General features: G+C 71.6%; 20 protein-coding genes and 2 pseudogenes. 8 read left to right on the forward strand and 14 right to left on the reverse strand.

The annotated features are described in order from the left end of the window. Nucleotides 1–2: 2 nt before the first annotated feature. Together ACH4F6_RS34465 and ACH4F6_RS34470 are read left to right on the forward strand one after the other, a co-directional pair. Nucleotides 3–806, forward strand: a complete 804-nt coding sequence (locus ACH4F6_RS34465; protein WP_397964304.1) for an SAM-dependent methyltransferase — start codon at nucleotides 3–5, stop codon at nucleotides 804–806. A 931-nt stretch (nucleotides 807–1737) separates the two neighbouring features. Beyond that, nucleotides 1738–2937, forward strand: a complete 1200-nt coding sequence (locus ACH4F6_RS34470) for an alpha/beta hydrolase family protein (protein WP_397964305.1) — start codon at nucleotides 1738–1740, stop codon at nucleotides 2935–2937. A gap of 370 nt (nucleotides 2938–3307) precedes the next feature. On the opposite strand, the gene ACH4F6_RS34475 is transcribed toward ACH4F6_RS34470, so the two are convergent. From ACH4F6_RS34475 to ACH4F6_RS34490, 4 genes are all read right to left on the reverse strand, one after another. After that, complete coding sequence (locus tag ACH4F6_RS34475) at nucleotides 3308–4141, reverse strand: tat (twin-arginine translocation) pathway signal sequence (RefSeq protein WP_397964306.1); 834 nt, start codon at nucleotides 4139–4141, stop codon at nucleotides 3308–3310. 431 nt (nucleotides 4142–4572) lie between these two features. Continuing rightward, on the reverse strand, nucleotides 4573–5265 hold the full coding sequence (locus ACH4F6_RS34480; RefSeq protein ID WP_397964307.1) for a S1 family peptidase: 693 nt from the start codon (nucleotides 5263–5265) through the stop codon (nucleotides 4573–4575). A 1056-nt stretch (nucleotides 5266–6321) separates the two neighbouring features. Continuing rightward, nucleotides 6322–7521: an FAD-dependent oxidoreductase gene (locus tag ACH4F6_RS34485; RefSeq protein WP_397964308.1), complete on the reverse strand. Its 1200-nt coding sequence runs from the start codon at nucleotides 7519–7521 to the stop codon at nucleotides 6322–6324. A gap of 241 nt (nucleotides 7522–7762) precedes the next feature. After that, the gene (locus ACH4F6_RS34490) at nucleotides 7763–8458 is read right to left on the reverse strand and encodes a TetR/AcrR family transcriptional regulator (protein WP_397964309.1); all 696 of its coding nucleotides are present in this window, start codon (nucleotides 8456–8458) and stop codon (nucleotides 7763–7765) included. Nucleotides 8459–8566: 108 nt separating this feature from the next. On the opposite strand from ACH4F6_RS34490, the pseudogene ACH4F6_RS34495 reads away from it, so the two are divergent. Next, nucleotides 8567–8729 (forward strand): annotated as a pseudogene (locus ACH4F6_RS34495) (IS5/IS1182 family transposase); the annotation flags it as partial. A gap of 175 nt (nucleotides 8730–8904) precedes the next feature. Continuing rightward, on the forward strand, nucleotides 8905–9807 hold the full coding sequence (locus ACH4F6_RS34500) for an aminoglycoside phosphotransferase family protein (protein ID WP_397964310.1): 903 nt from the start codon (nucleotides 8905–8907) through the stop codon (nucleotides 9805–9807). Between the two features lie 408 nt (nucleotides 9808–10215). Here the strand turns inward: ACH4F6_RS34500 and ACH4F6_RS34505 are convergent, their stop codons facing one another. The 3 genes from ACH4F6_RS34505 to ACH4F6_RS34515 all read right to left on the reverse strand — a co-directional run bounded on the left by ACH4F6_RS34505 (nucleotide 10216) and on the right by ACH4F6_RS34515 (nucleotide 12557). Further along, a complete protein-coding gene (locus ACH4F6_RS34505; protein WP_397964311.1) occupies nucleotides 10216–10509 on the reverse strand; it encodes a hypothetical protein in 294 nt (97 codons plus the stop codon). Nucleotides 10510–11029: 520 nt separating this feature from the next. Then, nucleotides 11030–11830, reverse strand: a complete 801-nt coding sequence (locus ACH4F6_RS34510) for an aminoglycoside phosphotransferase family protein (RefSeq protein ID WP_397964312.1) — start codon at nucleotides 11828–11830, stop codon at nucleotides 11030–11032. A 67-nt stretch (nucleotides 11831–11897) separates the two neighbouring features. Beyond that, nucleotides 11898–12557, reverse strand: coding sequence for an MSMEG_1061 family FMN-dependent PPOX-type flavoprotein (locus ACH4F6_RS34515; RefSeq protein ID WP_397964313.1), 660 nt, complete (start codon nucleotides 12555–12557; stop codon nucleotides 11898–11900). Nucleotides 12558–12795: 238 nt separating this feature from the next. On the opposite strand from ACH4F6_RS34515, the gene ACH4F6_RS34520 reads away from it, so the two are divergent. Next, on the forward strand, nucleotides 12796–12957 hold the full coding sequence (locus ACH4F6_RS34520; RefSeq protein ID WP_397964314.1) for a hypothetical protein: 162 nt from the start codon (nucleotides 12796–12798) through the stop codon (nucleotides 12955–12957). Nucleotides 12958–13044: 87 nt separating this feature from the next. Here the strand turns inward: ACH4F6_RS34520 and ACH4F6_RS34525 are convergent, their stop codons facing one another. The 3 genes from ACH4F6_RS34525 to ACH4F6_RS34535 all read right to left on the reverse strand — a co-directional run bounded on the left by ACH4F6_RS34525 (nucleotide 13045) and on the right by ACH4F6_RS34535 (nucleotide 16419). Further along, nucleotides 13045–14340 carry an MFS transporter gene (locus ACH4F6_RS34525; protein WP_397964315.1) on the reverse strand — a complete coding sequence of 432 codons (1296 nt, stop codon included), beginning with the start codon at nucleotides 14338–14340 and terminating at the stop codon, nucleotides 13045–13047. Continuing rightward, on the reverse strand, nucleotides 14337–14876 hold the full coding sequence (locus ACH4F6_RS34530) for an ArsR/SmtB family transcription factor (protein ID WP_397964316.1): 540 nt from the start codon (nucleotides 14874–14876) through the stop codon (nucleotides 14337–14339). Before ACH4F6_RS34530 ends, ACH4F6_RS34525 begins: the two co-directional genes overlap by 4 nt. A gap of 913 nt (nucleotides 14877–15789) precedes the next feature. Continuing rightward, the gene (locus ACH4F6_RS34535) at nucleotides 15790–16419 is read right to left on the reverse strand and encodes a TetR/AcrR family transcriptional regulator (protein ID WP_397964317.1); all 630 of its coding nucleotides are present in this window, start codon (nucleotides 16417–16419) and stop codon (nucleotides 15790–15792) included. Nucleotides 16420–16574: 155 nt separating this feature from the next. Between ACH4F6_RS34535 and ACH4F6_RS34540 the strand changes: the two genes are divergently transcribed. Both ACH4F6_RS34540 and ACH4F6_RS34545 read left to right on the forward strand, forming a co-directional pair. Then, nucleotides 16575–18077 (forward strand): aldehyde dehydrogenase family protein, encoded by a 1503-nt coding sequence (locus ACH4F6_RS34540; RefSeq protein ID WP_397964318.1) that lies wholly within the window; start codon nucleotides 16575–16577, stop codon nucleotides 18075–18077. Between the two features lie 498 nt (nucleotides 18078–18575). After that, nucleotides 18576–18803, forward strand: a pseudogene (locus ACH4F6_RS34545) (CGNR zinc finger domain-containing protein); the annotation flags it as partial. 72 nt (nucleotides 18804–18875) lie between these two features. On the opposite strand, the gene ACH4F6_RS34550 reads toward ACH4F6_RS34545, so the two are convergent. After that, a complete protein-coding gene (locus ACH4F6_RS34550) occupies nucleotides 18876–19523 on the reverse strand; it encodes a hypothetical protein (RefSeq protein WP_397964319.1) in 648 nt (215 codons plus the stop codon). A gap of 127 nt (nucleotides 19524–19650) precedes the next feature. After that, the gene (locus ACH4F6_RS34555) at nucleotides 19651–20334 is read right to left on the reverse strand and encodes an NADPH-dependent F420 reductase (RefSeq protein ID WP_397964320.1); all 684 of its coding nucleotides are present in this window, start codon (nucleotides 20332–20334) and stop codon (nucleotides 19651–19653) included. 74 nt (nucleotides 20335–20408) lie between these two features. On the opposite strand from ACH4F6_RS34555, the gene ACH4F6_RS34560 reads away from it, so the two are divergent. Next, a complete protein-coding gene (locus tag ACH4F6_RS34560) occupies nucleotides 20409–20789 on the forward strand; it encodes a winged helix-turn-helix transcriptional regulator (protein WP_397964321.1) in 381 nt (126 codons plus the stop codon). Here the strand turns inward: ACH4F6_RS34560 and ACH4F6_RS34565 are convergent. Together ACH4F6_RS34565 and ACH4F6_RS34570 are read right to left on the reverse strand one after the other, a co-directional pair. Then, the gene (locus ACH4F6_RS34565; RefSeq protein WP_397964322.1) at nucleotides 20786–21322 is read right to left on the reverse strand and encodes a transposase; all 537 of its coding nucleotides are present in this window, start codon (nucleotides 21320–21322) and stop codon (nucleotides 20786–20788) included. The genes ACH4F6_RS34560 and ACH4F6_RS34565 overlap by 4 nt on opposite strands. A 149-nt stretch (nucleotides 21323–21471) precedes the next feature. After that, nucleotides 21472–22317, reverse strand: coding sequence for a GntR family transcriptional regulator (locus tag ACH4F6_RS34570; RefSeq protein WP_397964323.1), 846 nt, complete (start codon nucleotides 22315–22317; stop codon nucleotides 21472–21474). Nucleotides 22318–22398: the final 81 nt, after the last annotated feature.

Consider the following 22398-nt stretch of genomic DNA (forward strand, 5'->3'; position numbering starts at 1 on the left):
CCATGACCCACCCGAGTGAAGAAGTCAGGGCCAGGCTGCAGACCGATCGCCCGCACTCCGCCCGTGTCTGGAACTACCTGCTGGGAGGCAAGGACAACTACCCCGTCGACAGCGAGGCCGGTGAGGTCATCCTGAAGACCTTCCCGGAGTTCGCCGCCGTCGCGCGCCTGCAGCGGAGGTTCCTCACGCGCGCCGTGCGCTTCCTGGCGGGCGAGGCCGGTGTCCGCCAGTTCCTCGACATCGGCACCGGACTGCCCACCGCCGACAACACACACGAACTGGCCCAGCGCATCGCGCCGGAGAGCCGCATCGTGTACGTCGACAACGACCCCCTCGTCCTGGTGCACGCGCAGGCCCTGCTCACCAGCAGCGCCGAGGGCGCCTGCGCCTACGTCGACGCCGACGTCAGGGACCCGGAACGCATCCTCGCCGAAGCAGCGAAGACCCTGGACCTCAGCCGCCCGGTCGCCCTGACCATGCTGGGCATCATGGGGCAGATCTCCGACGCCGAGCGCCCCGCCGACCTGGTGAGCACACTGATGTCGGCCCTGCCCCCGGGCAGCTACCTGGCCCTGAGCGACGGCACGAACACCAACGAGGCGCTCAACACCGCGGTCGGGATCTACAACGGGCAGTCGGCCAACACCTACCACCTGCGGTCACCGCAGGAGATCGCCTCCTTCTTCGCCGGGCTGGAACTGGTGGAGCCGGGGGTCGTGGCCACGGCCGCCTGGCGCCCGGACACCGACCGGGCCGAGGAGGACACGGCCGACGTCTCCGTCTGCGGTGTCGCGATCAAGAAGTGACCCGGCCCGCCGCTCGGTAGTCCCGCGGAGGCACCCCGCAGCGCCGGCGGAAGACCCGGCTGAAGGGGAAAGGGCCGGCGCTGCCGGACGCCTCGGTCACCCGGGCGGGCCGGCAGCGCGGCACTCCGCAGCAGCCGCGCGGCGTGCCGCGGGAGTGCCTCGCACAGGGCCCGCAGCGGTGTGGCGCTGGTCTGCCGGGCGAACAGGTGGGCCACGCGGGACGGTGACAGCGTGACGACCCCAGCGAGTGCGGCGATGGTGTGCGCGGCGGCGGGATCGGCGTCGATGCGTGCCTGAGCACGGCGCATCCGGGCGCCGGAACTCCCGCCCTCTCCCGCCAGGGCCTGTTCCCTCCGCGCCCGGCGCGGTCACGTTGTCCACGAAGCGACTCGAGGCCGACTTCGGGACCGTGCCGCTGACCCCGGGGTTCTGTGAGAACCGTGCCTGTGAGCTGGGGCCGTCCCCACCTGTGCTCCGGAGGTCCTGGGCGTCCTGAAGGAGGCCGTGGGAGGAGTCCGCCGAGGCGGGGCCGGCGGCACCGAGCAGAGCCGCACCGGTAAACACGGCGAACGTGATGATCTTCCTGTCTGGTCCGACGACGAACCCGGCAAGAAGAGGCTCCCGCGAGGACGCGCTCCCCCTTCGGTGAGACTGCCCGGCCTTCCATGCGACGGGACACAACCCGAGCAGGGAGAGGACCCCTCCCCCGTCCGGCGGCGAACCCGGTCGACGGGCGAGCGCCCCGAGCACCGGCTCCGAAGCCGCCGCGGTCCGCGAGACGGCCCGTGTGCGAGGAGCCGGCCGGCACGCGCGCGTATCGCCTGCGGCCGCCTGGTGGAGACCGGCATCCGACCCGGGATGTACAGCCTTGGCGGCGGTTGCGACCGTGGACGGACGCGGGGTGCGGGGCCGGGACCGTAGCGTCCCCGGCATGAACAAGCTGACCCGGGCGGCCGCCGCCGCCCTTCTCGCCTGCGCGGTTGCGTTACCGGCCGCCACCACCGCCACCGCCGCGCCGGCCCTTGCGCGCACCGCCACGACCACCCCGGACCGGCCGGCCGACCCCGTGCGGCTGCCGGTGCCCACCGGACCGTACGGGGTGGGCAGTTCCGTCCTCCACCTCGTGGACCGCTCCCGCACCGACCCCTGGGTGCCCGGGGCCGACGGCCGGGAAATCATGGTCACCCTGCACTACCCCGCGGCCCGACCCGCCTCCGCCCGGCACACGCCGGGCCGCCCCGCCCCGTACGCCACCCAGGAAGAGGCCCGGCTGCTGCTGAAGGGCGTGCCGCTCGAGGACCCGGCGTCGGTGCGGCAGGTGGCGCGGGCCCTCACGCACAGCGCGGTGGACGTGCGCCCCGCTGCGGGACGGCACCCGCTGGTGGTGCTCTCGCCCGGCTTCGGCATGCCGCGGTTCACCCTCACCGGCCTCGCCGTGGACCTCGCCTCCCGCGGCTACGTCGTCGCCTCGCTCGACCACGCCTACGAGTCGTCCGGTACGTCGGTGCCGGGCGGGCGCACCCTGACCTGCGTCGCCTGCACCGTCATGGAGGAGGACGACTGGGCCGACGGCAGCCTGGTGACCGGGGCCCGGGCCGCCGACACCCGGTTCGTCCTGGACCGGCTGACCGGCCCCCGGCCCGCCTGGCGGTACGCGTCGTCCATCGACCGGACGCGGATCGGCATGGCCGGCCACTCGGTCGGCGGTGCGAGCGCCGTCAGCGCCATGGCCGCCGACCGGCGTATCGACGCCGGAGTGAACATGGACGGCACGTTCTGGGACGCACTGCCCGCCGACGGGCTCGGCGGGCGCCCGTTCCTGCTGCTGGGCACCGACGAGTTCCACCGGCCGGGCGGCGAGGACACCTCCTGGGACACCACCTGGACGGCCCTGAGCGGCGAGAAGCACTGGCTGACCGTCGAGGGCGCCGACCACCTCGGCTTCAGTGACGCGCCCGTGCTCCTGGGGCACTTCGGCCTCCCCGGTGGTGACCTCCCGGCCGACCGCGCGGTGGCCGTCACCCGCGCGTACGTCGCTGCCTTCTTCGACGAGCACCTGCGGGGCAGGGACCAGCCCCTCCTCGACGGCCCGGATCCGGCCCACCCGGAGGTGCGGTTCCACCGTCCCTGAGCCCGGAGCGGGCGACCGGACGAGGGCCAGGAGTTCGCCGCCCGGGGGGCCGTCCTGGTGACGGGCCCCCGGGCCCTACGGCGTACGACCACGTACACGTCCCGCGCGGCCCCGCCCCGTGCAGGGCTTTCGCGGAACTCTCGCCGGTCCGCTCGTAGCCGCGGGCGAGACGGGGCGGCTCCGCCCGGGGCCCGGTCGGGGCGGGCGTCGGACGAAGGCGGCCGCACGCGGGGCGTCGCCTCACAGCGCCTGCGGGAGACGAGGGGGGTCCAGGGCGGGCGGAACGAGCCGGCGCCCGGACGGCCGAGTGGTCGGACGGGGCCGATGGTCCCGCCCGCCGGTGCGACGGCACGAGGAACCAGGCCGTCGCTCACCAGCCCCCGGTGAAGAGGTGGGCGAGCGCCTGGGGCGAGTTCGCCGCGTTCATGGCGTTGGAGAAGGTGATGACGAGCGCAACAGCCGCCCACAGTGCTGAGACGGCAGCGCCCAGTTTCGTTGCCTGCTTTGCGTGCCTGTCGGCCGATGTCCTCGACCGGTTCCACAGCAGGATGCTGCTGCCGGCCAGCACGCAGGTGATCGTGGCGGCCATCGCGGCCAGTACGGCATGGTAGACGGCGAATTCACCGACCATGAAGGTCAGGGCCGGAGAGTGCCCGGGACTCGGGTGAGCCGCGGCTTGTTGCCGGACCTGGGTGAGGGTGGCGGCGAGTTCGCCGTCCGCACCACCGTTCGTCAACAGGGGCAGCAGCGAGGCGAAAGGCGCCGCCGCGCCTTGCACGTTGGCCATCAGTGCCGTCAGAGCGAAGAGCGCGAGCACCCCGACCAGGACGCAGGACAGTCCGCGGCGAAGGCGAGCGGACCGCCCGCCGGTACGCTGCCGAAAGTGCCGCCGCAGGGTGACGCCCAAGGCCACCGCCACGGCAAGGAGCAGCACGGAGCAGCCGGCCTTGACGAGGTGGAAACGGAACCAGAAGGCGACCGTGGCCTGCAGTCGAGGCGGGAAGTCCTGGCTGCCGGACTGCCAGTAGGCGATGAAGCCCTGGCGGAAGGAGTCGCTGACGTTCGCCGTGCTGACAGACGTCCGGGCCACAGCGTCGGGGGCGAGGAAGAAGACGAGGAGGATCGCCCCCGCTGATGCGGTCAGTGTGCTGATCTGCCGCTGTGGCGTGGCAGTCATGCGCGCGATGGCGCCGAAGCGTTTCATCAAGGCTCTCGCGTCTGTGGGAAGGCTTGGAAGGCAGCGCCTTTGCGCCGTGGCCGCGGATCGCGGTCCTCGGACAGGGAAGTTAGCGCGTGGGTGCCCGGGCGGTCTCTGCGGCCAGCCTCCGGCTGGAAGGTGGGGTTGTCCTCACCACGGGAACCAGGCGCAGCGGGGCGCCCCCGGTGAGACGTCGAGGACTCCGGTGGAGGTCGGAGGTCCGCCTCTACCGCGCCGGGGCCGGGCCGATGATCTGCCTGGGGGGGCAGCAGACCGACGACGGCCTGGACGGTGTCGCTCATGCGCTCGTGGCGGCCGAGGTGGTGGGCCCGTGCCCGCCGCCGGTTCTTCAGGTGTGCGATGCCGTGCTCGACCCGGACAGGTCACAAGCCGTCAGGAACGTGCCTTGCGCGCCCGGCCGGCTCGGCTCGGCCGCCTCAGTAGACGCTCAGGCCGTACACCGACAGCCACTCGACCACCGGCTGGTAGTAGGTGAAGCCTCCTGAGCTGCAGTTCCCGCTGCTGCCCACGATGATCCCGAGAGCCGTGCCGCCGGAGAAAGCCGGACCGCCTGTATCTCCGGGCTCGGAGCAGACGGTGGACCGGAACAGCCCGTACACGACTCCCCCACCGTAGTTGACCGTCACGTTCACGGCCTGGACGGTTCCGCAGCGGTGTCCGGTGGTCCGCCCGACGTGGCAGACCGGCTGCCCGACGACGGGAGCCGCCGCGCCGGTGATGTCGCGCGTGCCGGCGCCGGCGCCCAGCGAGACCTCGCCCGGATAGGCGACCGCCGTGTTGGTGTACCGGACGCTCGCGTAGTCGTTGCCCGGGAAACTCACTCCCGCGGTGACGCCGACGACGGTCAGGGCGGCGTCGGCGTACCAGGTAAGGGCCCCCTGGGCGCACCGGCCCGCGACGAGCGCGTACAGCGTGGAGCCGGAACGCGCGTTGAAGCCCACGGTGCAGCGGGTGCCGGAGCTGTAGAGGGTGTCGCCCCCGCGCACCGCGACGGCCGCCTGTTGCCCAGCTCGTTCCCCGGCACGGGCGGCCGGTCCGATCGCGGCGTACCAGCCGACGAGCACCGCCAGCACGACCACCACCTGCACGACACCTCGCAGGAGCCTCACGGAACGCGAAGAACGCACAACGACCTCCTACGGCGAGTACCCGGCATTGTGCGCCTCCCGCGCTCCGACGGTCAGGCCGAAAACCGCCAATCCCACAAGCACGGACACAGCCGTCGGCCGCCCCTCGTGCGCAACACCGCACGACGCCCCCGAACAGGCGGACAGCGAAGGAACAACCGGACAGCCCCCGTGAGTACCCGGGCGAGGTCCTGGTCTTCACGCAGGGCGGCTACCTGTCATGGCTGGAAGTCTGTTCGTGGAGCGACGACGTCGAGGTCACGCTGTCCGCCGCACGTCACTGGCCGCAGCCACGCTCTTGACCCCGAACGGCGAGTGCCGGCGGTCTCGACTCCGTACGACACCCCGAGCCGGCCATCACCCATCAGGGTGCGCTCCGCCTCACGGCCCTCCTCATCCGGCCCGCAGCTGACCGATGGGACGAGTTCCCGCCCAAGGGTGTTGCACAAGGCCGTGGAACGGGCAGCTCCGTCGAACGGCTGGGTTGTGGAAGGCCAAGTGGGTGCGGGCCGGACGTTCACCAGGCTGCGGGTGAAACAGTCCGGCCGGCTGCTGAGAGCGCGGTCTGTCCAGTGACAGGGAAGCGTCCTGCTTTTGGTGGTGCCGCGCCTACCGGGTCAGGTCATCGAGCCGGTTCTCCGGCGCCGCGGCGGACGCGTCGAACGCGGCCACCTCGTGTACGTGCGCGCGCTCCGGGCGGGCGCGGCCGTCTGCTCCGCCTCCGCCTGAAGGCCGGCGGCGAACTGCCGATGCAGCCGGGTACCGTCGCGCACCAGGACGAGGACTCGGACGATGGGTGCGCTCGGTCCGGCTGGGGTGGGACAAGCTCACCACCGTGCCGCAGCGGATGTGCGAGCACACCCACAGGATCGAACCTGCGGCTGAGCACGAGAAGCCCGAGCCACGCCGTGGCCAGGCCGACAAGTGGGCCATCGACCTCGCAGTCGCCCGGCAGGACAACGAGCGGAGCAACTGTCCGCCGTCGGCATGCGCTGGATGTCACGTCATGTGAACGAACAGCGTCGTCGACGCTCGCCCTCAGGCTGATCCCACCAGGGAGTTCCCCGTTCGCCCGACGCGGCCTTCGCCCGGTTCACCGGGCCTCACCGGGCCGGAGGTGAAGAACTCGGCCATCCGCTCCAGGCCCCGCTCGCCGAACATCGTGTCCAGGTTGGCGGCGGACTCGGCGGCGGACGCTTCGCTGCGCGGGAAGAGGGCCCCCTCGTACGCGGCCAGGGCGGCCTCGGTGTCGCCGGGGTGGGCGGCGACGGCCAGGGCGAGTTCGGCGCCGTCGAGCATGGCGAGGTTGGCGCCCTCCCCGGCGAAGGGGGACATCACGTGGGCGGCGTCACCGAGCAGGGTCACGCCCGGGACGCGGTCCCAGCGGTGCCCGACGGGCAGGGCGTGAATACGGCGCGGGGTGATCGTCTCCGCGTCGGCGACCAGGCCGCGCAGGCCCTCGTCCCAGCCCTCGAAGTGGGCGAGGACCGCGGCCTTGGCGGCGGCCCGGTCGGTGAAGTCGACCGTGTCCAGCCAGCCTTCGTCGACCTTGAGGGCCGTGTGGACGTGGAGACTGCCGTCGGTCTCCCGGTGCGCGAGGACACCGCGTTCGTTCCCCAGGCCGAGGAAGAACCCGCCGCCGATGACCGCGGCGCTGCGCGGGTGGCGGGTGTCGGCGTCGAACAGGTCGGTCTCGACGAAGGAGATGCCGGTGTAGGCGGGCTTGGCGTCCGAGACCAGCGGCCGGATCCGGGACCAGGCGCCGTCCGCGCCGATCAGGAGACCGGTGGTGATGGCCGAACCGTCGGCGAACGTCACCTCGTGGCGCCCGTCGCCCAGCGCCCTGGCATCGGTGACCTTCCGGCCCCAGTGGATCGTGCCGTCGGGCAGGGAGCCGAGGAGCAGGTCACGCAGGTCCCCGCGGTCCACCTCCGGCCGGCCGCCGGTGCCGTCGTCCTCCTCGGCCACGTACACCGTGCCGTCGGGGCCGAGCAGGCGCATGGCCTGACCGCCCTCGTGGACGATCTTGAGGAAGTCGTCGTGGAGACCGGCGGCGTGCAGGGCCTTCTGCCCGTTCTCCTCGTGGATGTCGAGCATCCCGCCCTGAGTACGGGCCGCCGCCGATGCCTCCAGCTCGAAAATCGCCGACTCGATGCCATTGACGTGCAGGACACGCGCGGCGGTCAGGCCGCCGAGACCTCCGCCGACGATCACGACAGGAAAATGACGGGTGCTCATGGGGGCCTCCGGAAGGAACAGGGGAACGCCTCTGTCCGCCGAGTCATCGCCGCCGACGGCGCAAGCCCCCTTCGGAAGGCGGTGTGCGCGACGGGGCGGCAAGCGATGCCTCGGCCGCTTCCACCACCGTAACGAACATGTTCGTCACGAACAAGTTCGTTCGAGCGTCGGCGGCGGGCGGTGAGGGAACCCGGCTCCCCAAGCCCCCTCCGCCGGCAGGGCAGCCCACCCCGCCCGAGGCTCAGTCCACTGCGCCCGGGACCGGCGTGTGCGTGATGCCGTTGACGAGGACGTCGAAGTTCCAGCGGATCCTGTCCCGCACCGAGCCACCGATCAGGGCGGGCATGTGCGCGGTGATCGCCGGATGCGTGGTGGGGTCCACGGCGTGCAGCGCCCGTACGGTTGCGTTCCAGTCGCCCTCGGAGGCGGGGTCGTGCTCCTGCGTCGAGTGCTCGGCAGCGGTGGCCGTCGCGTCCTGGAGCAGCTTGTCCACCCCCCAGGCGACCTGCTCCCGGCCGGCGCCGCTGCGCGAAAGGAGATCGAGGATGCGCTCCACCAAGCGCAGGTAGTTCTCGCCGCTCGGGCGGGCGACGAGCGCGGCCCGCGCCAGCTGCGGGTGCTCGAACAGCACAACGGTGTACGACGTCATGACGGCGCGGAGCTGCTCGCGCCAGTCCTCACCGCCGTCCCGTCCGGTCAGGTCGACCTCGCCGAGCAGAGAGTCCAGCACGGCCGCGTGCAGCTCGGCGGTGTTGGCGACGTAGACGTACAGCGACGCCGGACCGGTGTCCAGTTCCTGCGCCAGGCGGCGCATCGTGACCTTCCCCAGCCCCTCCGCTCGCATGATCCGCACGGCGGTGTCCACGATCCCGCGCCGGGACAGAGCGGGCTTCGCCGGACGCTCCCGGCGGCTGATCGGCTCTCTTCTCACGGTCATCGCCCGATCGTAACGAACATGTTCGCAGTGCCGGATCGTCCACTTCCCCCTCGGTCTCCTGCACCACCGGGACAGCCGAGGCGTCGGGGACGGCGGCTACCGGGGCGGGGCACGGGCCTGGTCATCCCGCACCGCCGCGAACGCGGCCAGAGCGAACCCCCCGGCCTGGAAAGAAGAGCACAACGCCTCCCGCCGCAAGGTTCGCGCCCGCGTCGGACGCGCCTTCGTCCGCATGAAGACCTGGAAGATCCTTCGCGACTGCCGCCTCAAGCGCGCCCGATGCTGCTCGCACGGTCCCCGCACGCCTCCGTCCCCCTGGAGCGGTACGCCCGTCCCGGCGTCGATGCGGTCCCCCGGCATGTTGCCCGGCGCGACCCCGCCGCCCGCCGACGGGGCTGGAGCGGATGCGCTCGGCGGCTCCTCCTGCCCCGGTACGGTGACTTCGCATGACCGACGCCGAGATCGAGATCACCGCAGACCTGGTCCATGACCTGCTGGTGGAGCAGCATCCGGACCTCGCAGGGCTGGCCATCCGTGAGGTGGCGGGCGGATGGGACAACCAGCAGTGGCGCCTCGGGGACGAGTTGGCCGTGCGCATGCCGCGTACAGAGCGTGCTCCGGATCTCCAGCGCAAGGAGTGCCGGTGGCTGCCTGTCCTGGCCCCGCTCCTGCCGCTCCCGGTCCCGACCCCCGTGCGGATCGGTGAACCGTCCACACGCTTCCCGAAACCCTGGACCATCATGACGTGGGTGCCCGGCGAGCCACTGGACTCCACCCCCATCAGCCGCGACGACCACGCGGCTGACACGCTGGCGGGCTTCCTCAGGGCGCTGCACACGGAGGCGCCCGCCGAGGCGCCGACCAGTTCGGACCGCGGCGCTCACCCCAGGAAGTGCGCCGACGGCTTCGACCACTTCCTTCGATCCCTTGCACCTGGCGGCGTTGCCGACGAGGTCCGGACCGTCTGGGATGACGCCGTCGCGGCGCCCGAGTGGGAGGGCGCGCCGGTCTGGGTGCACGGTGACCTTCATCCCGCGAATGTCATCGTCTCGGACGGGACGCTCTCGGGTGTGATCGACTTTGGTGACATGTTCGCCGGTGACCCGGCCTGGGACCTCGCGGCCGCATGGGTGGTTCTTCCCGCGGGCGCCGCCTCACGGTTCTTCGACGTGTATGCGCATGCGGACGAGGCGACGATCCGGCGCGCCCGCGGGCTGGCTGCTCTGAAAAGTCTGTTCCTCATGCTCATGGGGCAGAACGGAGATCGGGGCCTTCCTGGTGGCAAGCCGACGTGGGGTCCCGCAGGCCGGGCAGCCCTCGATCGTGTCGTGAGAGGCGGTCTGGTGTAGATACCGCGCGCCGCCCACGGTGTTCTCCTACCGGCCCCGCCGGCCACGGCGACGTTCTCGACCTGGCGGCGACCTTGTGCGACGGGCAGCACCCTCTTGTCGCTCGCTTCGCGTTGCTCGGTGGCGGCGCTGCGGCCCGGACAGGGTCCGAGCCTGGGATCAGGCGGGCAAGGGCAAACCTCCGCACCGCGATCCGCTTCGTCTCCTGCGCCTCCTTGAACCGGCCGGGCGGGCTTCTCCCCAGGAACCGCCATCCGGCCATCGCCGTGCCCGCCCACCGGATCGTCGCGCTCACCGGCGACCGGCAACGGCGCGGCGGGCGCGGCGGGCGCGGCGGGCGCGGCGGGCGCGGCGACAGGCAGGTACCCGCCCCACGACCCGTACGACGGTGAGGGCCTGTCTTCCGGATCAGGCTGTGGGGCGGCGGGCGCGGAGCAGGTGGACGCCCTTCACTGCGTAGACGGCGGCCATGAGCGCGAAGCCGGCGAAGGTCAGCCAGAACCAGGCTTCCGCCACCACGAGACTCAGCAGCAGGCCACCGAAGAGCAGCAGGGAGCCGACGACGTCCAGCAGGTCCAGGCGCGCCTTGACGCGCGCCGCGGAGTCGGATCCGCGCAGGCGGCGTATGACGGGAACGAGGCCGAGGGCCTGCAAGACGACCAGGCCGAGGGCGATCCAGGCGAACCAGCCGCGTATGTCCACGGTGCGCACCGTATCGCTCGCCCGGGACCCTCGGGACGAAGATCAGCAAGCTGGGGGACGTTCAGGCACCGCACCTGCTGCGCGAGGCACACCGGGTGCTGCCCACGGGGCCGGGTCCCCGCGTGGTCCGGCTGCCTCGGCGGCGCCCTGTGGAGGCCCCGGCCGGGGCCGGTGGGGTCGCTACGACGGCCGGGCCCGGTCATCACCCCGGCGAGAGGGCATCGCAGTGCCCCAGCGCTGTTCGGCCCGTGCTGCGGTGTTCTCGGCCGGGTCCTGGGACACCGCCATGGCCAGGGTCCTGGCCGACGCCGGCGCCGGCGCCGGCGTCATCGTGCACGTCCGCCGCGACGAGATCGCCGACGCGATCCCCGCACAGAACCCTGTGCGGCCGTCTCCGGCCGGATCACCTTCGGCTGCACGCTGATCCGGACCGGCACCGACTCCTACCGGTTCCAGGCCACCGAGGACGAACGCGGCACCAAGGACGCCCCGCACGTTTGTCCTCGAACGTCCGGCCCGGTCAGCTCAGCAGGGCAGCCGTGAACGTCTTGCGGTGTTCCACCAGCCATGTCTGCGTACGGTCCCAGCGTTCCCATCCCCCGCGTTCGGCCAGCGCCTGGAGACGGACGGGGTCACCGTCGGCCACGCGGCGGGCGACGAAGGCCCGGCAGACCTCCGTGGCCTGCTCGATGACGCCGGGCAACTCGGCGCGCTCCCCCGCCGAGAGGCCGTAGCTGTCGGCAAGGATCCGCAGCCGTGCGGGCGCATCCAGCCCAAAGGGGTAGGGGGCCGCCGCCGAACCGGGATCGAGCATGGGCACCCAATAGCGGGCGGTCATCGCGATGTCCCAGAGGGGGCGGCCCGGGGCCGCCAGGTCGAAATCGATCAGGGCAGCGGCACGGCCGGCGCGGAAGACGACATTGTCCGGGCACACATCGTTGTGGCACAGCGTCGTTCCCCCTTTCGGGTCGGCCAGGTCCCGGGGCCATTCGGCCTGGGTGTCGACCGCGATGGCCGCGCTGGTCTCGTGCAGGCGCCGCAGCAGGCTCCCCACCGATTCGAGGGCAGCCTTCGTCATCGCCCAGTCCGGGAACGACGGCAGAGCCACGTCGCCTGGGATGAAGGCCAGCTGCTCACGACCGTCCGCGGTGAGACCAAGAGGGGTCGGCGCCGCGTCGAAGCCGTCTTCCTCCAGCGCGAGGAGATAGGTGTGCAGGACGCGCGCGTTGCGCGGCGCCGGGCGATCGACCACCGTTCCCCGACGGAAGACCGCCCCCGCGTTCGCCATTCCGCCGACCAGCGCCTCGTCTTCAGCCGTCATGACGATCACGCTATCGCTGGTCCGGGGGTTCGGCGGGCCGGTGGTTCGGTCACCGCTGGTCGGCCCGTCACTCGTACCGGTACTTCAGCGAATCCGCCTCCGCCTGTTCGATGTCGGCGATCGTCAGCTCCGGCATCCGCAACTGGGCCAGCGTCACCTCGGCCGAGGTCGGCTGGGCGCCCGCCGGCAGCCACTGCTCCGGCTTCCACGCGCCGCTGCGCAGGAGCGACTTGGGGCAGTGCGGGTAGACCTCCTCGATCCCCAGCACCAGCGCGCTGGCCGGCGGCTTGCCCACGGCGGTCAGCTGCGACAACAGCTCCGGGCGGGTGGAGACACAGGCCCGGCCGTTCACCCTGAGCGTCGTGGTGCGCCCCGGGATGACGAACAGCAGCCCGGCCCGTCCGGTGGCGACGACGTTCTGCAGGGTGTCCAGGCGCTTGTTGCCGGTCGCGTCCGGTATCGCCACCGTCCGTGTGTCCAGGACGGCGACGAACCCGGCGGGGCCGCCGCGCGGGGAGACGTCACAGTTGCCCTCGGCGTCCGCGCTGGCGACCAGGACCAGCGGTGAGCATTCGATCAACCGCCGTGTCTGCTCGGTGAGTTCGGTCATCTGCTTCCGCACGGCCGTGTCATGGGGGAGTTCGTAGACCTGGCGCAGCGCCTCCTGGTCGGACACGGCGTCGAGGCGGAGCGAGTCGAAGGCACTGCTGGCGAGGAGTGGTGTCATGTCCCGACCCTAATGGGCCGAGCTGCTCTCGATGTCGGTCGGTGAGTGCGGGGACAGGGAGACACCCGCGCGAGTTGTCTGGTGCACGAAGGTCAGGCAGGTCCGCGCGGCCCTGTGCCATCCTGCCTTCTGCGGGTTGTCGCGCCGGCATCGGGGCGAGTTGATCGCAGAACTCGCCCCGCGTCGGGTGGTGCGCTGGGAGTCCCGGACGCCATGAGCGATGTGGGGGCGCCGGTCGGTGGGAGGCGGGGCCGGCCCGAAGGACGAAGACGTCGCCCGCCTCTCCCCGCTCAAGGACCGGCACATCAACTTCCTGGGCCGCCACCTGTTCACCGGCAAAGGCAGCGGCCCCGGCCAGGGCCTGCGCCCCTTCCGCAAACCGGACGCCGCCGAGTACTGACGGCCGGCGCACCCGACCGGCCTGGCCACTCGTTGCGCCCCACGGGGGCCTGGCACCCGACGTGTGGTGACGCCTTCGCGGCAGGCGTCAGGACACGTCGGGTGCACTCTCCTGGGCGGGATCTCCGGATGCCGGGTGATGCGGACCGTCGGCCGGGGCGGCGGCACGCAGCGCCGCTTCGACCCGGCGGTTGCTGGTCATGGATGCCGTGACGGCGGTCATCGCCAGGAGGAGGAGGGCGGCGGCGTAGAGCGGGGTGCGGATGTCGTAGGTGGTGGCCAGCCAACCGCCGAAGAAGGCCCCGATGGGGGCGGCGCACATGGCCAGCATGCGGGAGGTGGAGGCGACCCGGCCCATCAGACGGGCGGGGACGATCGCCTGCCGGAGGGAGGGCGCGAGCACCATGGTGGCGCCCATGCCGGCCCCGCAGACGGCGAGCGCCAGCCCGGCCACGTACGGGTCCGGGGCGGCGGCCAGGCCCAGGACGGCAAGTCCTTCGACGGCGGCCGTGCAGGTCAGTGCGGCGCCGGTGCCATGTCGTCGGCCGAGGCAGGAGGCGATGCCCGCGCCGAGCAGGCCGCCGGTGGCCTCCGCCGTGAGGAGCAGGCCGAAGCCGTAGGTGTCGATGCCGAGGCGGTCGTGCGCGAAGAGGGCGAGGACGGTCTCCACAGCGAGGAAGGCGACGTTCCCGACCGCCGGGCGGAGCGCCAGTCCGAGCAGCACCCGGTCCCGGAAGACGTACGCGGCCCCGGCCCGCGCCTGCCGGAGCAGCGGCTCGCGGACCTCCGGCACGGGCCGGGGCATGGCGGGCAGCGTACGGACGAGCAGTGCGGAGAGCATGAAGGACACCGCGTCGGCGAGCAGCGGAACCGCACGTCCGAGCGCGAGCAGCGCGCTGCCCGCAGGCGGCCCCGCGAAGCCGGACATGGCGGTCTGGGCGCCGCGCAAGCGGGAGTTGGCGCGCTCCAGGAGCGCGGGATCCCGGCGGAGCAGATCCGGCAGATAGGCCGTGGCGGCCGTGTCGAAGAAGAGTCCGCCGAGGCCGAGCAGGAAGGCGACGGCCGCGAGCAGCGGAATGCTCAGCACGTCGAGCACGGCCGCCGCCGCGGGTATGCCGAGCAGCACCGCACGTGCCGCGTCCGAGACCCACATCGTGCGCCGGCGGTCCCAGCGGTCCACCAGCGCACCGCCGAGCACCCCGAAGAGCAGCCACGGCAACGTCCCCGCGGCCGTGACCGCGGCGAGCGCCATCGGATCCCGCGTCAACGTCAAGGCGAGCAGCGGCAGCGCCGCATGCGTCACCCCGTCACCGAGCGAGGAGATCGTCTGCGCGGTCCACAGCCGTCCGAACCCGGTCGGTAACTCCCGGATGTCCGAGGTCACTCGGCGCCCCCCTCGGCCTGCTCGCGCGGTGCCGGGTGGAACAGTGCGAAGACGAGTGACGCGTCCGGCAGCGACGGATCGGACAGCTTCCGGTACTCGTCCGCCAGCGCCTGCAACCGCGCCCCCAGCTCCGCGAACTGCTCATCGGTGAGCCGCAGATGCGCCATCCGCACGTGCCGCTCGCCCTCTGCGGGCGCTGCCTCCAGGTCCGCCACCGCGTGCCGCATCAGCACGTCCGGTCCTCCCTCGCCCGGATCCGGCAGCACGATCGACCGCGCGGCCATCGCGTAGTACCGCTCGGTGACCCCCCGGACCTTCCGCGTTCGTACCACCCTCACCAGGCCGGCCCGCTCGAGCAGCCGCACGTGATAGCTCGAACTCCCCTTCGCAAGGCCCACTCGCTCGGCGATCTGCGTGATCGTCGCGGGCTCGAAGCGGAGCACGGCCATGATCCGGTGACGCGTGAGGTTGGAGACGGCGCGCAGCTGTTCGTCAGTGGTGACGTGAAAGGCCTCGGGTAGATCATCGGCAGTCATGCGAGCAATGGTCAACGACTCTTGACCATTGCGCAAGGGATTTCGCGCGGCATCCGACCGGCAACGAACGCGAGGAGACATCCCGCGGCATCGCCGCCAAAGAGTCAGCCGGCAGCCGGCCGAGCGGCTGGCCGGATCCCCTTCGACCGTCTCCCACGAGATCGCCCGCGACGGCGACGGGACCGCCACCTCGTCGACGCCGGCGTGAGGTCCGTCCTCGCCGGGCCGGCACCGACAGGCCCTGCGCGTCGAACCGCTCGACCTGCTCGAACCTGCCGCTGGACGCGGTCGGTTCACACTCGTCCAGCGCGATGTGGCACCGCTCGGGTGGTGTGTGCTCCTCGACCGGCGTGATGACGACCAGCGCCCTGCCCTTCCGCAGGCGTGCCCAGCCGGCGCAGAACGCGGGCACGGTCCCGGACGAACACGATGGACAACCGCATGACGACCAGGTCGTAGCCGTCCTCCGCGAGGTCGCCCAGGCTGTCGTGTTCCCCGTCCTCGCACAGTCGGCGCACCCGCTCCGCCCCGGCGTACTCCGCGCGGAGCCGCGAGGAGTGCCTCAAACTCACCACGTAGGACACGGTGTCAGCCTCGGGCTTTCACGAGCCGGCCTCTCCGGGACTTGATCGAGCGAGTGGAGAGCGGCTCCGACCTGCAACGATGGGGGCCCGTCCGGGTCCTGTCCGCTGCCAGGAGGGAAGCACTCTCCAGGTGCAGAAGCGCAGTCGGGCATGCCCCTCCGCCCGTCGTGAAAGCGCTGGTCGCGGGTGCGGGCCGTCAGGGATCCTGGACCCGTGCCTCGACGCCCGAGCTTTCGACGGCAGCGCTCGGTCGGCCTTGTCCGGAGTGGTGCAGCGGATCCTGCGGCGGCGCAGGCGGGCGCGGGGTCTTACGGGGGGACGGACGCCACTCACTCGCTCCTTCTTGTGGTCGTGGGGATGTCCGTGCCTTCACCGGCAGCCGGCGATCCGCCCGGGGTGCGCGGATCCGGATGCAGACCGTCGAGCAGGATGCGGATCAGGGCGCCGGGGAAGTCCGGGTCGTTGTCGATGCCGGCGAGCGCGACGAGGCCGTCGAGGATCTGTCCGAGAGAGACGTCGTCGCGTACTTCTCCGCTGCGTTGCGCGGCGCGGAAAAGGGGTTCGCCTGCCGCGATGGTGCGGGAGCGGCTGGCGCGGAGGATGGGGGTGCCATGGGCGGATTCGGAGAGGAGGACGGAGGCGAGAGGTCCTTTGCGGGCGCCGATGGCGTGGAAGCGCATGAGCCAGGCGAAGAAGGCCTCGCCAGGCGTGTCGCCACTGACGGATTCGGCGGCTTGGCACATGTCGTCGACGGTGTGACGGAAGAGTTCCTCCACCAGTTCGAGCCTGCCGGGGAAGTTGCGGTAGAGCGTGGCCATGCCGACGCCGGCACGTCGGGCGATCTCGGCCATCGACGGTGCGGCACCGGGTTCGGCGAAGGCCTCGCGGGCGACCGCGATGATCTTCGACCGGTTGCGCTCGGCGTCGGCACGTCGGGCAGGGGCGGGCTCAGCGCTCACGGCGGATGCTTCCTTCCTTCGCTGTCCAGAACCTCAGCGTACCGGACACCCTTCTCACTTCCTCTTGCAAGCGGACAGCCTGTCCGTTACGTTAAGTGGACAGGCAATCCGCTTAGGACGGATCTGCTGATCAGGACATCGGAAGAGGAACAGCCATGACTGCACCTGTGAGCGTCCCGCCCGTCGCCGACACCGCCCGCCGTGACATCCCCGCGTTCGTACGGGCCGGGGAGCGGATGATGTGGATCGGAGGCCGACAGGTCGCCGCGGTCTCCGGACGAACGCTGCCGAACACCGACCCGGCCACCGAGGAGGCGCTGGCCGGTGTGCCGCGCGGCGAGGCAGCCGACGTCGACGCCGCGGTGAACGCCGCGCGCGCGGCGTTCACCGATCCCGCCTGGGCGGAAATGAGCCCCGACCGGCGCGGCCGGATCCTGAACCAGATCGCCGACGTCATCGAGGAGCACGCCGACGAACTGGCCACCATCGACTCGGTCGACATGGGCGCACCCCGCATGCTGACCGCACACATGCTGGCCGAGGCGAGTGAGGTCTTCCGCTACTACGCGGGCTGGCCCACCAAGCTGTCCGGCGTGAGTGTTCCCGCAGGCAAGGACCGCATGGCCTACACCCGCAAGGAGCCCCTCGGCGTCGTCGGCATCATCTGGGGCTGGAACGGTCCGATGGGCCAACTGCCCGGCAAGCTCGCCCCGGCCCTGGCCGCCGGCAACACCGTCGTGCTCAAGCCGGCCGAGACCGCCTCGCTGAGCACGCTGCGCCTGGCCGAGCTGCTGGCCGGCACCGACCTGCCGGCCGGTGTCGTGAACGTCGTCACCGGCCTGGGCGCCGAAGCGGGCCAGGCGCTGGTCGCGCACCCCGGTGTCGCGAAGATCGCCTTCACCGGGTCGACCGCGACCGGCAAGCTGGTCCAGCGCCAGGCCACCGACACGCTCAAGCGCACAACGCTCGAACTGGGCGGCAAGTCGCCGTCGGTCGTCTTCGCCGACGCCGACCTCGACGTCGCGGTCCGCGGCGTGGCGGCCGGCTTCCTGGGTAACGCGGGACAGGCCTGCGTCGCCGGATCACGGGTGTTCGTCGAGGAGAGCATCCGCGAGGAGTTCGTCGAGAAGTTGCTGAAGACGATGGAGGCATTCACCCCGGGCGACCCGCTGGCCCGGGGCACGCTGGTGGGACCGCTCTCCACCAAGGCGCAGTTCGACCGCGTCAGCGCCTACGTCGACATCGCCCGCGAGGAGGGCGCGAACGTGGTGACCGGCGGCGGGCGCTTCGGCGACCACGGATACTTCTTCGCCCCCACCCTCCTCGACGACGTCCGCCCCGACATGCGCGTCGTCCGCGAGGAGATCTTCGGCCCCGTCGGCGTGATCACCACCTTCACCGACATCGACGACGCCATCGCCCAGGCCAACGACACCGACTACGGACTGGCCGCCTCCGTGTGGACCACCAACCTCACCACCGCACACCGCATGGCCGCAGCCATCGAGGCCGGCACCGTCTGGGTCAACACCTGGGCCGAGATGAGCACCGGCAACCTCCCCTTCGGCGGTTACAAGCAGTCCGGCCTGGGCCGCGAAGGCGGCCTGGAGGGACTCGACACCTACACCCAGGTCAAGACCGTCCGCATCGCGCTGTGACCACGCCACCTCACACCTGAGCGGCCTGGCCGTCCTCGAGCGCGACACCGGCGCGCGCGGCCGTTTCGGACGGTCAGATGGTCCCGCGTGGGCTTGTCCGGGTCTTGATCAATCCAACGGAGAGTGCCTCTGAACTGGGACGACAGGGCTTGTCCAGGGTCCGGTCCCCGCAGAGGGAGAAGCACTCTCCAGGTGAAGAAGCGCAGGGGGTTCTCTCCGCGGCCCGACGAGACATCCCCGGCCGGAGCCGCGGAACCCTGCGCCCACCCGACGCGAGAGCCGGGCCGTCGGCCTGCCCTCCACCGGCCCGAACAGCCGAAACGGCGCGCCGGGCAAACCGGCGCACGCGGCACAGTTCACCACAGCCGTCGCTTTTGTCGAGCCGGTGAGTCGTGCGTGAAAAAATCCCGACAACACTCCGACGCACCCGTAAAGAATCATCTCCATCAGGACACTCCTCGCAGATACCACCTGCCTGTCGCGACATCGCCGTGAACCTTGACGTCCGAGGGTGGCCGGGAACGGCGTCTGAGCTCTTCTTCCGCAGAAGACGCGCTCAGCGTGATCGCCGCCGATGCGATCAGTCTCCTCGCGGGAGAGCGGAAGGGAAAGATCTCCTTGTGCGCATCGCCCACCTGCCGAGCCGTTTCCTTGGACACCAGCCGAGGCGGCACCCGGAAATGGTGCGACATGAATACGGGTGGAAATCGCGAGAAGAAGGCACGCGGCGGGACCGCGTTCGGGTGGATCGGCTCCTCCGCTCTCCGGCAGCGGGGCGGTCCCGGCGTGGCCGTCCGGTCAGCCGTCGAGCGCGGCGGAAGGCGTGTCCCCGTTCTGGGCCTGTCGGGCCCGCTCGGCGAGCACCGTGGCCAGGTCCCGGACTCCGTCCTCGTCGATGCCGCCCTTGTCCGCGGAAGCCGCCTCGATCCACAGCAGCGCCGTGCCGACCCGGGTCTGGGTCACGGCGCCGGGCTCGCCGCGGAAGCCGGAGGAACCGAACCGGGCGTCGCGCTCGTCACCGATCGGGCCGAGGCTGAACGTCTTGGCCCGCTGCCCCGCCCTCTCGCCGTAGTAGCCGTCCCAGAGCACGTCGTACGCCTCCCGGGCGGCCTGTTCGCTGTCGTAGGCGACGATCAGGAAGGTGACGGTGGCGGCGTTGCCGTCGTGCCGGAAGGTCGAGGCGCCGTAGAAGCGGGAGTTCTCGCAGCCCGCGTTGCCCTTGATGGGGCAGGCCTGCGAACGGTAGAGCTTGTCCATCTCGACGGCCGTGGGCCGAGCGGACTTCTTCCAGCCCGTCATGGCCTCACCGTCCGGCAGCGTCTTGCGGACCTGCTCCTTCGTGAGCGCCACCGCCTTGCCGTCCCCGCTGTCGCTCTCCGCGCCACCGCCACAGCCGGCCAGCAGCAGTACCGCCGCGATCGCCGCGCACCACCGGTAGTTCCTCATGACCATGCCACCACCCCTCGAGCGGTGATCTTACGCGGACCGTCCTCGCGCAGAAGGCGCCGCCCACGATCCGAGCCCCTCAGCCGCCGTCGCGAGTGGTCTGTCGGCCGCTGCCGGTCAAGACCCCCTAGCGGAAAGCCCCCGTGCCGCCTTCCGTTTCCTGGTGGCTCGGTCCGGCCGCGTACGCCAGCGGAGGGGCGATGGCTTGTGCATCCGCTCCCTCGCCGACCCACAGGGCGATGAACAGCGCGGCGGTCGCCTCCAGGAGTCCCGCACGCTCGAGACCGCCGCCGGCCACGGGTTCGCAGCCCACGTCCCGCACCAACTCGCGTACACGCACGAGGGCAGTCTCGTCGTCCCCGCAGACCGGAACCACCAGTGGTCGCCCGTCGAAGACCGGCGGCCGCATGCGCCACACGTCCTCGTGGCAGAGGTTGAAAGCCTTGACCACGTGGGCTCCCGGTGCCGCCGCGGCGAGGTGCCGCGCGGCCGAGGGGCCCCCTTCCGTCAGCAGCCGGAAGCCCGGCCCGACCGGGTTGGAGCAGTCGATCAGCACCTTGCCCTCCAGGGCCGCGTGCAGGTCCCGCGCCACGTCTGCTCCCGCCCCGAAGGGCAGCGCGGCCAGCACCACCTGGCCGGACTCGGCCGCCGCGCGCAGACCGGCAGGCTTCGCGCCGCCTCCGATGCGCGTCGCGAGCCGCTCCGCCTTGTGTGCGTCCCGCCCCCCGATGATCACCTCGTGCCCGGCCCGCACCCAGTGGGTGGCGAGCGCGTCGGCCATGTTGCCGGTTCCCAGTACACCGATTCTCATCACGCGTTCCCTCTCCGTGCCCGCTTCGACCGTTCACACCGACGTTAGAAGGCGGTTCGGGCACCATTTGGTACGTGACGACCGACGCCTTCCTCGCCGACTGCCGCGCGCGCCTCGCTTTCGACCTGCTCTCCCACACCTGGAACGCCGTGGTGCTCTGGGCGCTGCGCGACGGCCCCAGACGCCCGGTCGAACTACGGGAGCGGATCGGGGGCATCAGTTCCAAGGTCCTCACCGAGACTCTGCGCCGGTTGCAGTTCAACGGACTGGTCGACCGGCAGGCGGACCCCGACGCACCATCACGGGTCGAATACCGGCTCACCGCTCTGGGCCGGACCTTGCTGGCGCCCATCGACGCTGTCGGCGCATGGGCCTTCGAGTACGGCGATGAGGTCATGGCCGCCCAGGAAGCAGCATGCGGTCCCGCCCCGCAGTCCCCTCGTCCACCTTGCTAGACAGGTCGACAGCGTGAGCGCGGGCGCCGCCGGCAGATGAGTGCGTTTCCCGGAGTGAGGAAGGCGTCGTGGATGTCGTCGCGGATCCCCCAGCAGATCCGCAGTCGGCGGAAGCCGTGCAGCCAGGCGCTGGTGCGCTCGACCACGTAGCGGAAGACGCCCGGGCCGCTGCCGTGTGCCTGGCCTCGTTCGGCGGTGACCGGTCGCCTCCCGCGCTGTCGCGGCAGGCGGCGGTACTTGTCACGGCCGTAGCCGCGGCCGGCGAGGAGGGCGTCGGGCCGGTGTCCGGGACGGCCGACGACGCCGGACACCGCCGGGACCTCGCCCAGCAGGGGCAGGAGTTGGGTGACGTCGTTGCGGTCGCCGCCGGTCAGCGACACCGCGAGAGGGATGCCCTGACCGTCGGTGAGGACGTGGTGCTTGCTGCCCTGCCGTGCGCGGTCGACCGGGCCGTGACCGCTTTGGGGCCCCTGCGGGCCGCCCGAACATGGGTGGGGCCGCCCCCCGGCGAAGCCAGGGGGAGAATCGATCACCGCCCGCGATCGGTCCAGCTTCTTCGCGACCGCAGTTCATCCGGCACGTCCCATGGCCGCGTCCGCCTCCTCCCCACGAGGGGACCAACAGGCGGACAAGCCGGCAGTCGTACGAGCGGCAACGTTCGTCAGGACCGGTCGACGCCCTCTCAGGTGTTCTGCTGGACGACGCCCCGTGTGGAGAAGGTGACCGGGTCGCCGCTGGTGAAGTCCCCCGGCGGGATGCCCGGGTGGTGGCCTTCGTCCGTCGCCGGCTGCTCGTCACCGGCGCTGAGGGTGAGGCGCGAGACGATGCGGTAGCGGTCGCCGCGGTAGAGCGAGTGGACGTACTCGACCGCGCGGCCCCGGGAATCCGTGGTGAGTCTCTCGAACAGCAGGGCCGGGGAGAGTTCGGGGACGTCGAGCAGGTCGGCTTCGGCGCGGGTGACGACGGTGGGTTCGATGGACTGCACCGCCTCGCTGACCTGCACGCCGTGCCGATCCCGGAGGTGCTCGTAGAGGTCGCCCTGTTCGAGCTCGTCACTGGTCAGCCTGGGCGCGAGATCGGCCCGGACGTGCAGGTGCTCGATGGCCATGGGGGAACCGTCCACGAGACGGAGGCGGGCGACGTAGAGGATCTCGGCGGCGGGCGAGATGCGGAGCTTGCGGCTGACGCGGGCACCGGCCGCAAGGGTACGGAACTCCAGCAGTCTGCTGGTCCAGACTCCGCCGGCCTGCGGAAGACTGAAGGAGTTCTTGTCGGAGACCAGCTCCTGGGTGATCTTCTCCGCGGCCACGAACATGCCCCGGCCGTGCTCGCGGACCAGCAGCCCGGCGACGACCAGCTCGTCGACCGCCGCGCGCAAGGTGGGCCGTGAGACACCGAGTCGGGCACAGAGGACGCGCTCGGACGGGATGGCATCGCCGGCGCTCCGCGCCTCGATGAGTTCGAGGATCGCGTCACGGACCCGCTCACGCTTGAGTATGGCGCCGGAGGCTGCCGCGTCGATTCCCATACGGGGGACTCTCGTTCGTTCGTCGGGACGTTCGCCGATCAAACATAACTGGTCCACTGGTCAGGTGACAACTGGCTGCAC

This window comes from Streptomyces sp. NPDC017936 (assembly GCF_044328485.1).
In the GTDB taxonomy this organism is placed as follows: Bacteria; Actinomycetota; Actinomycetes; order Streptomycetales; family Streptomycetaceae; genus Streptomyces.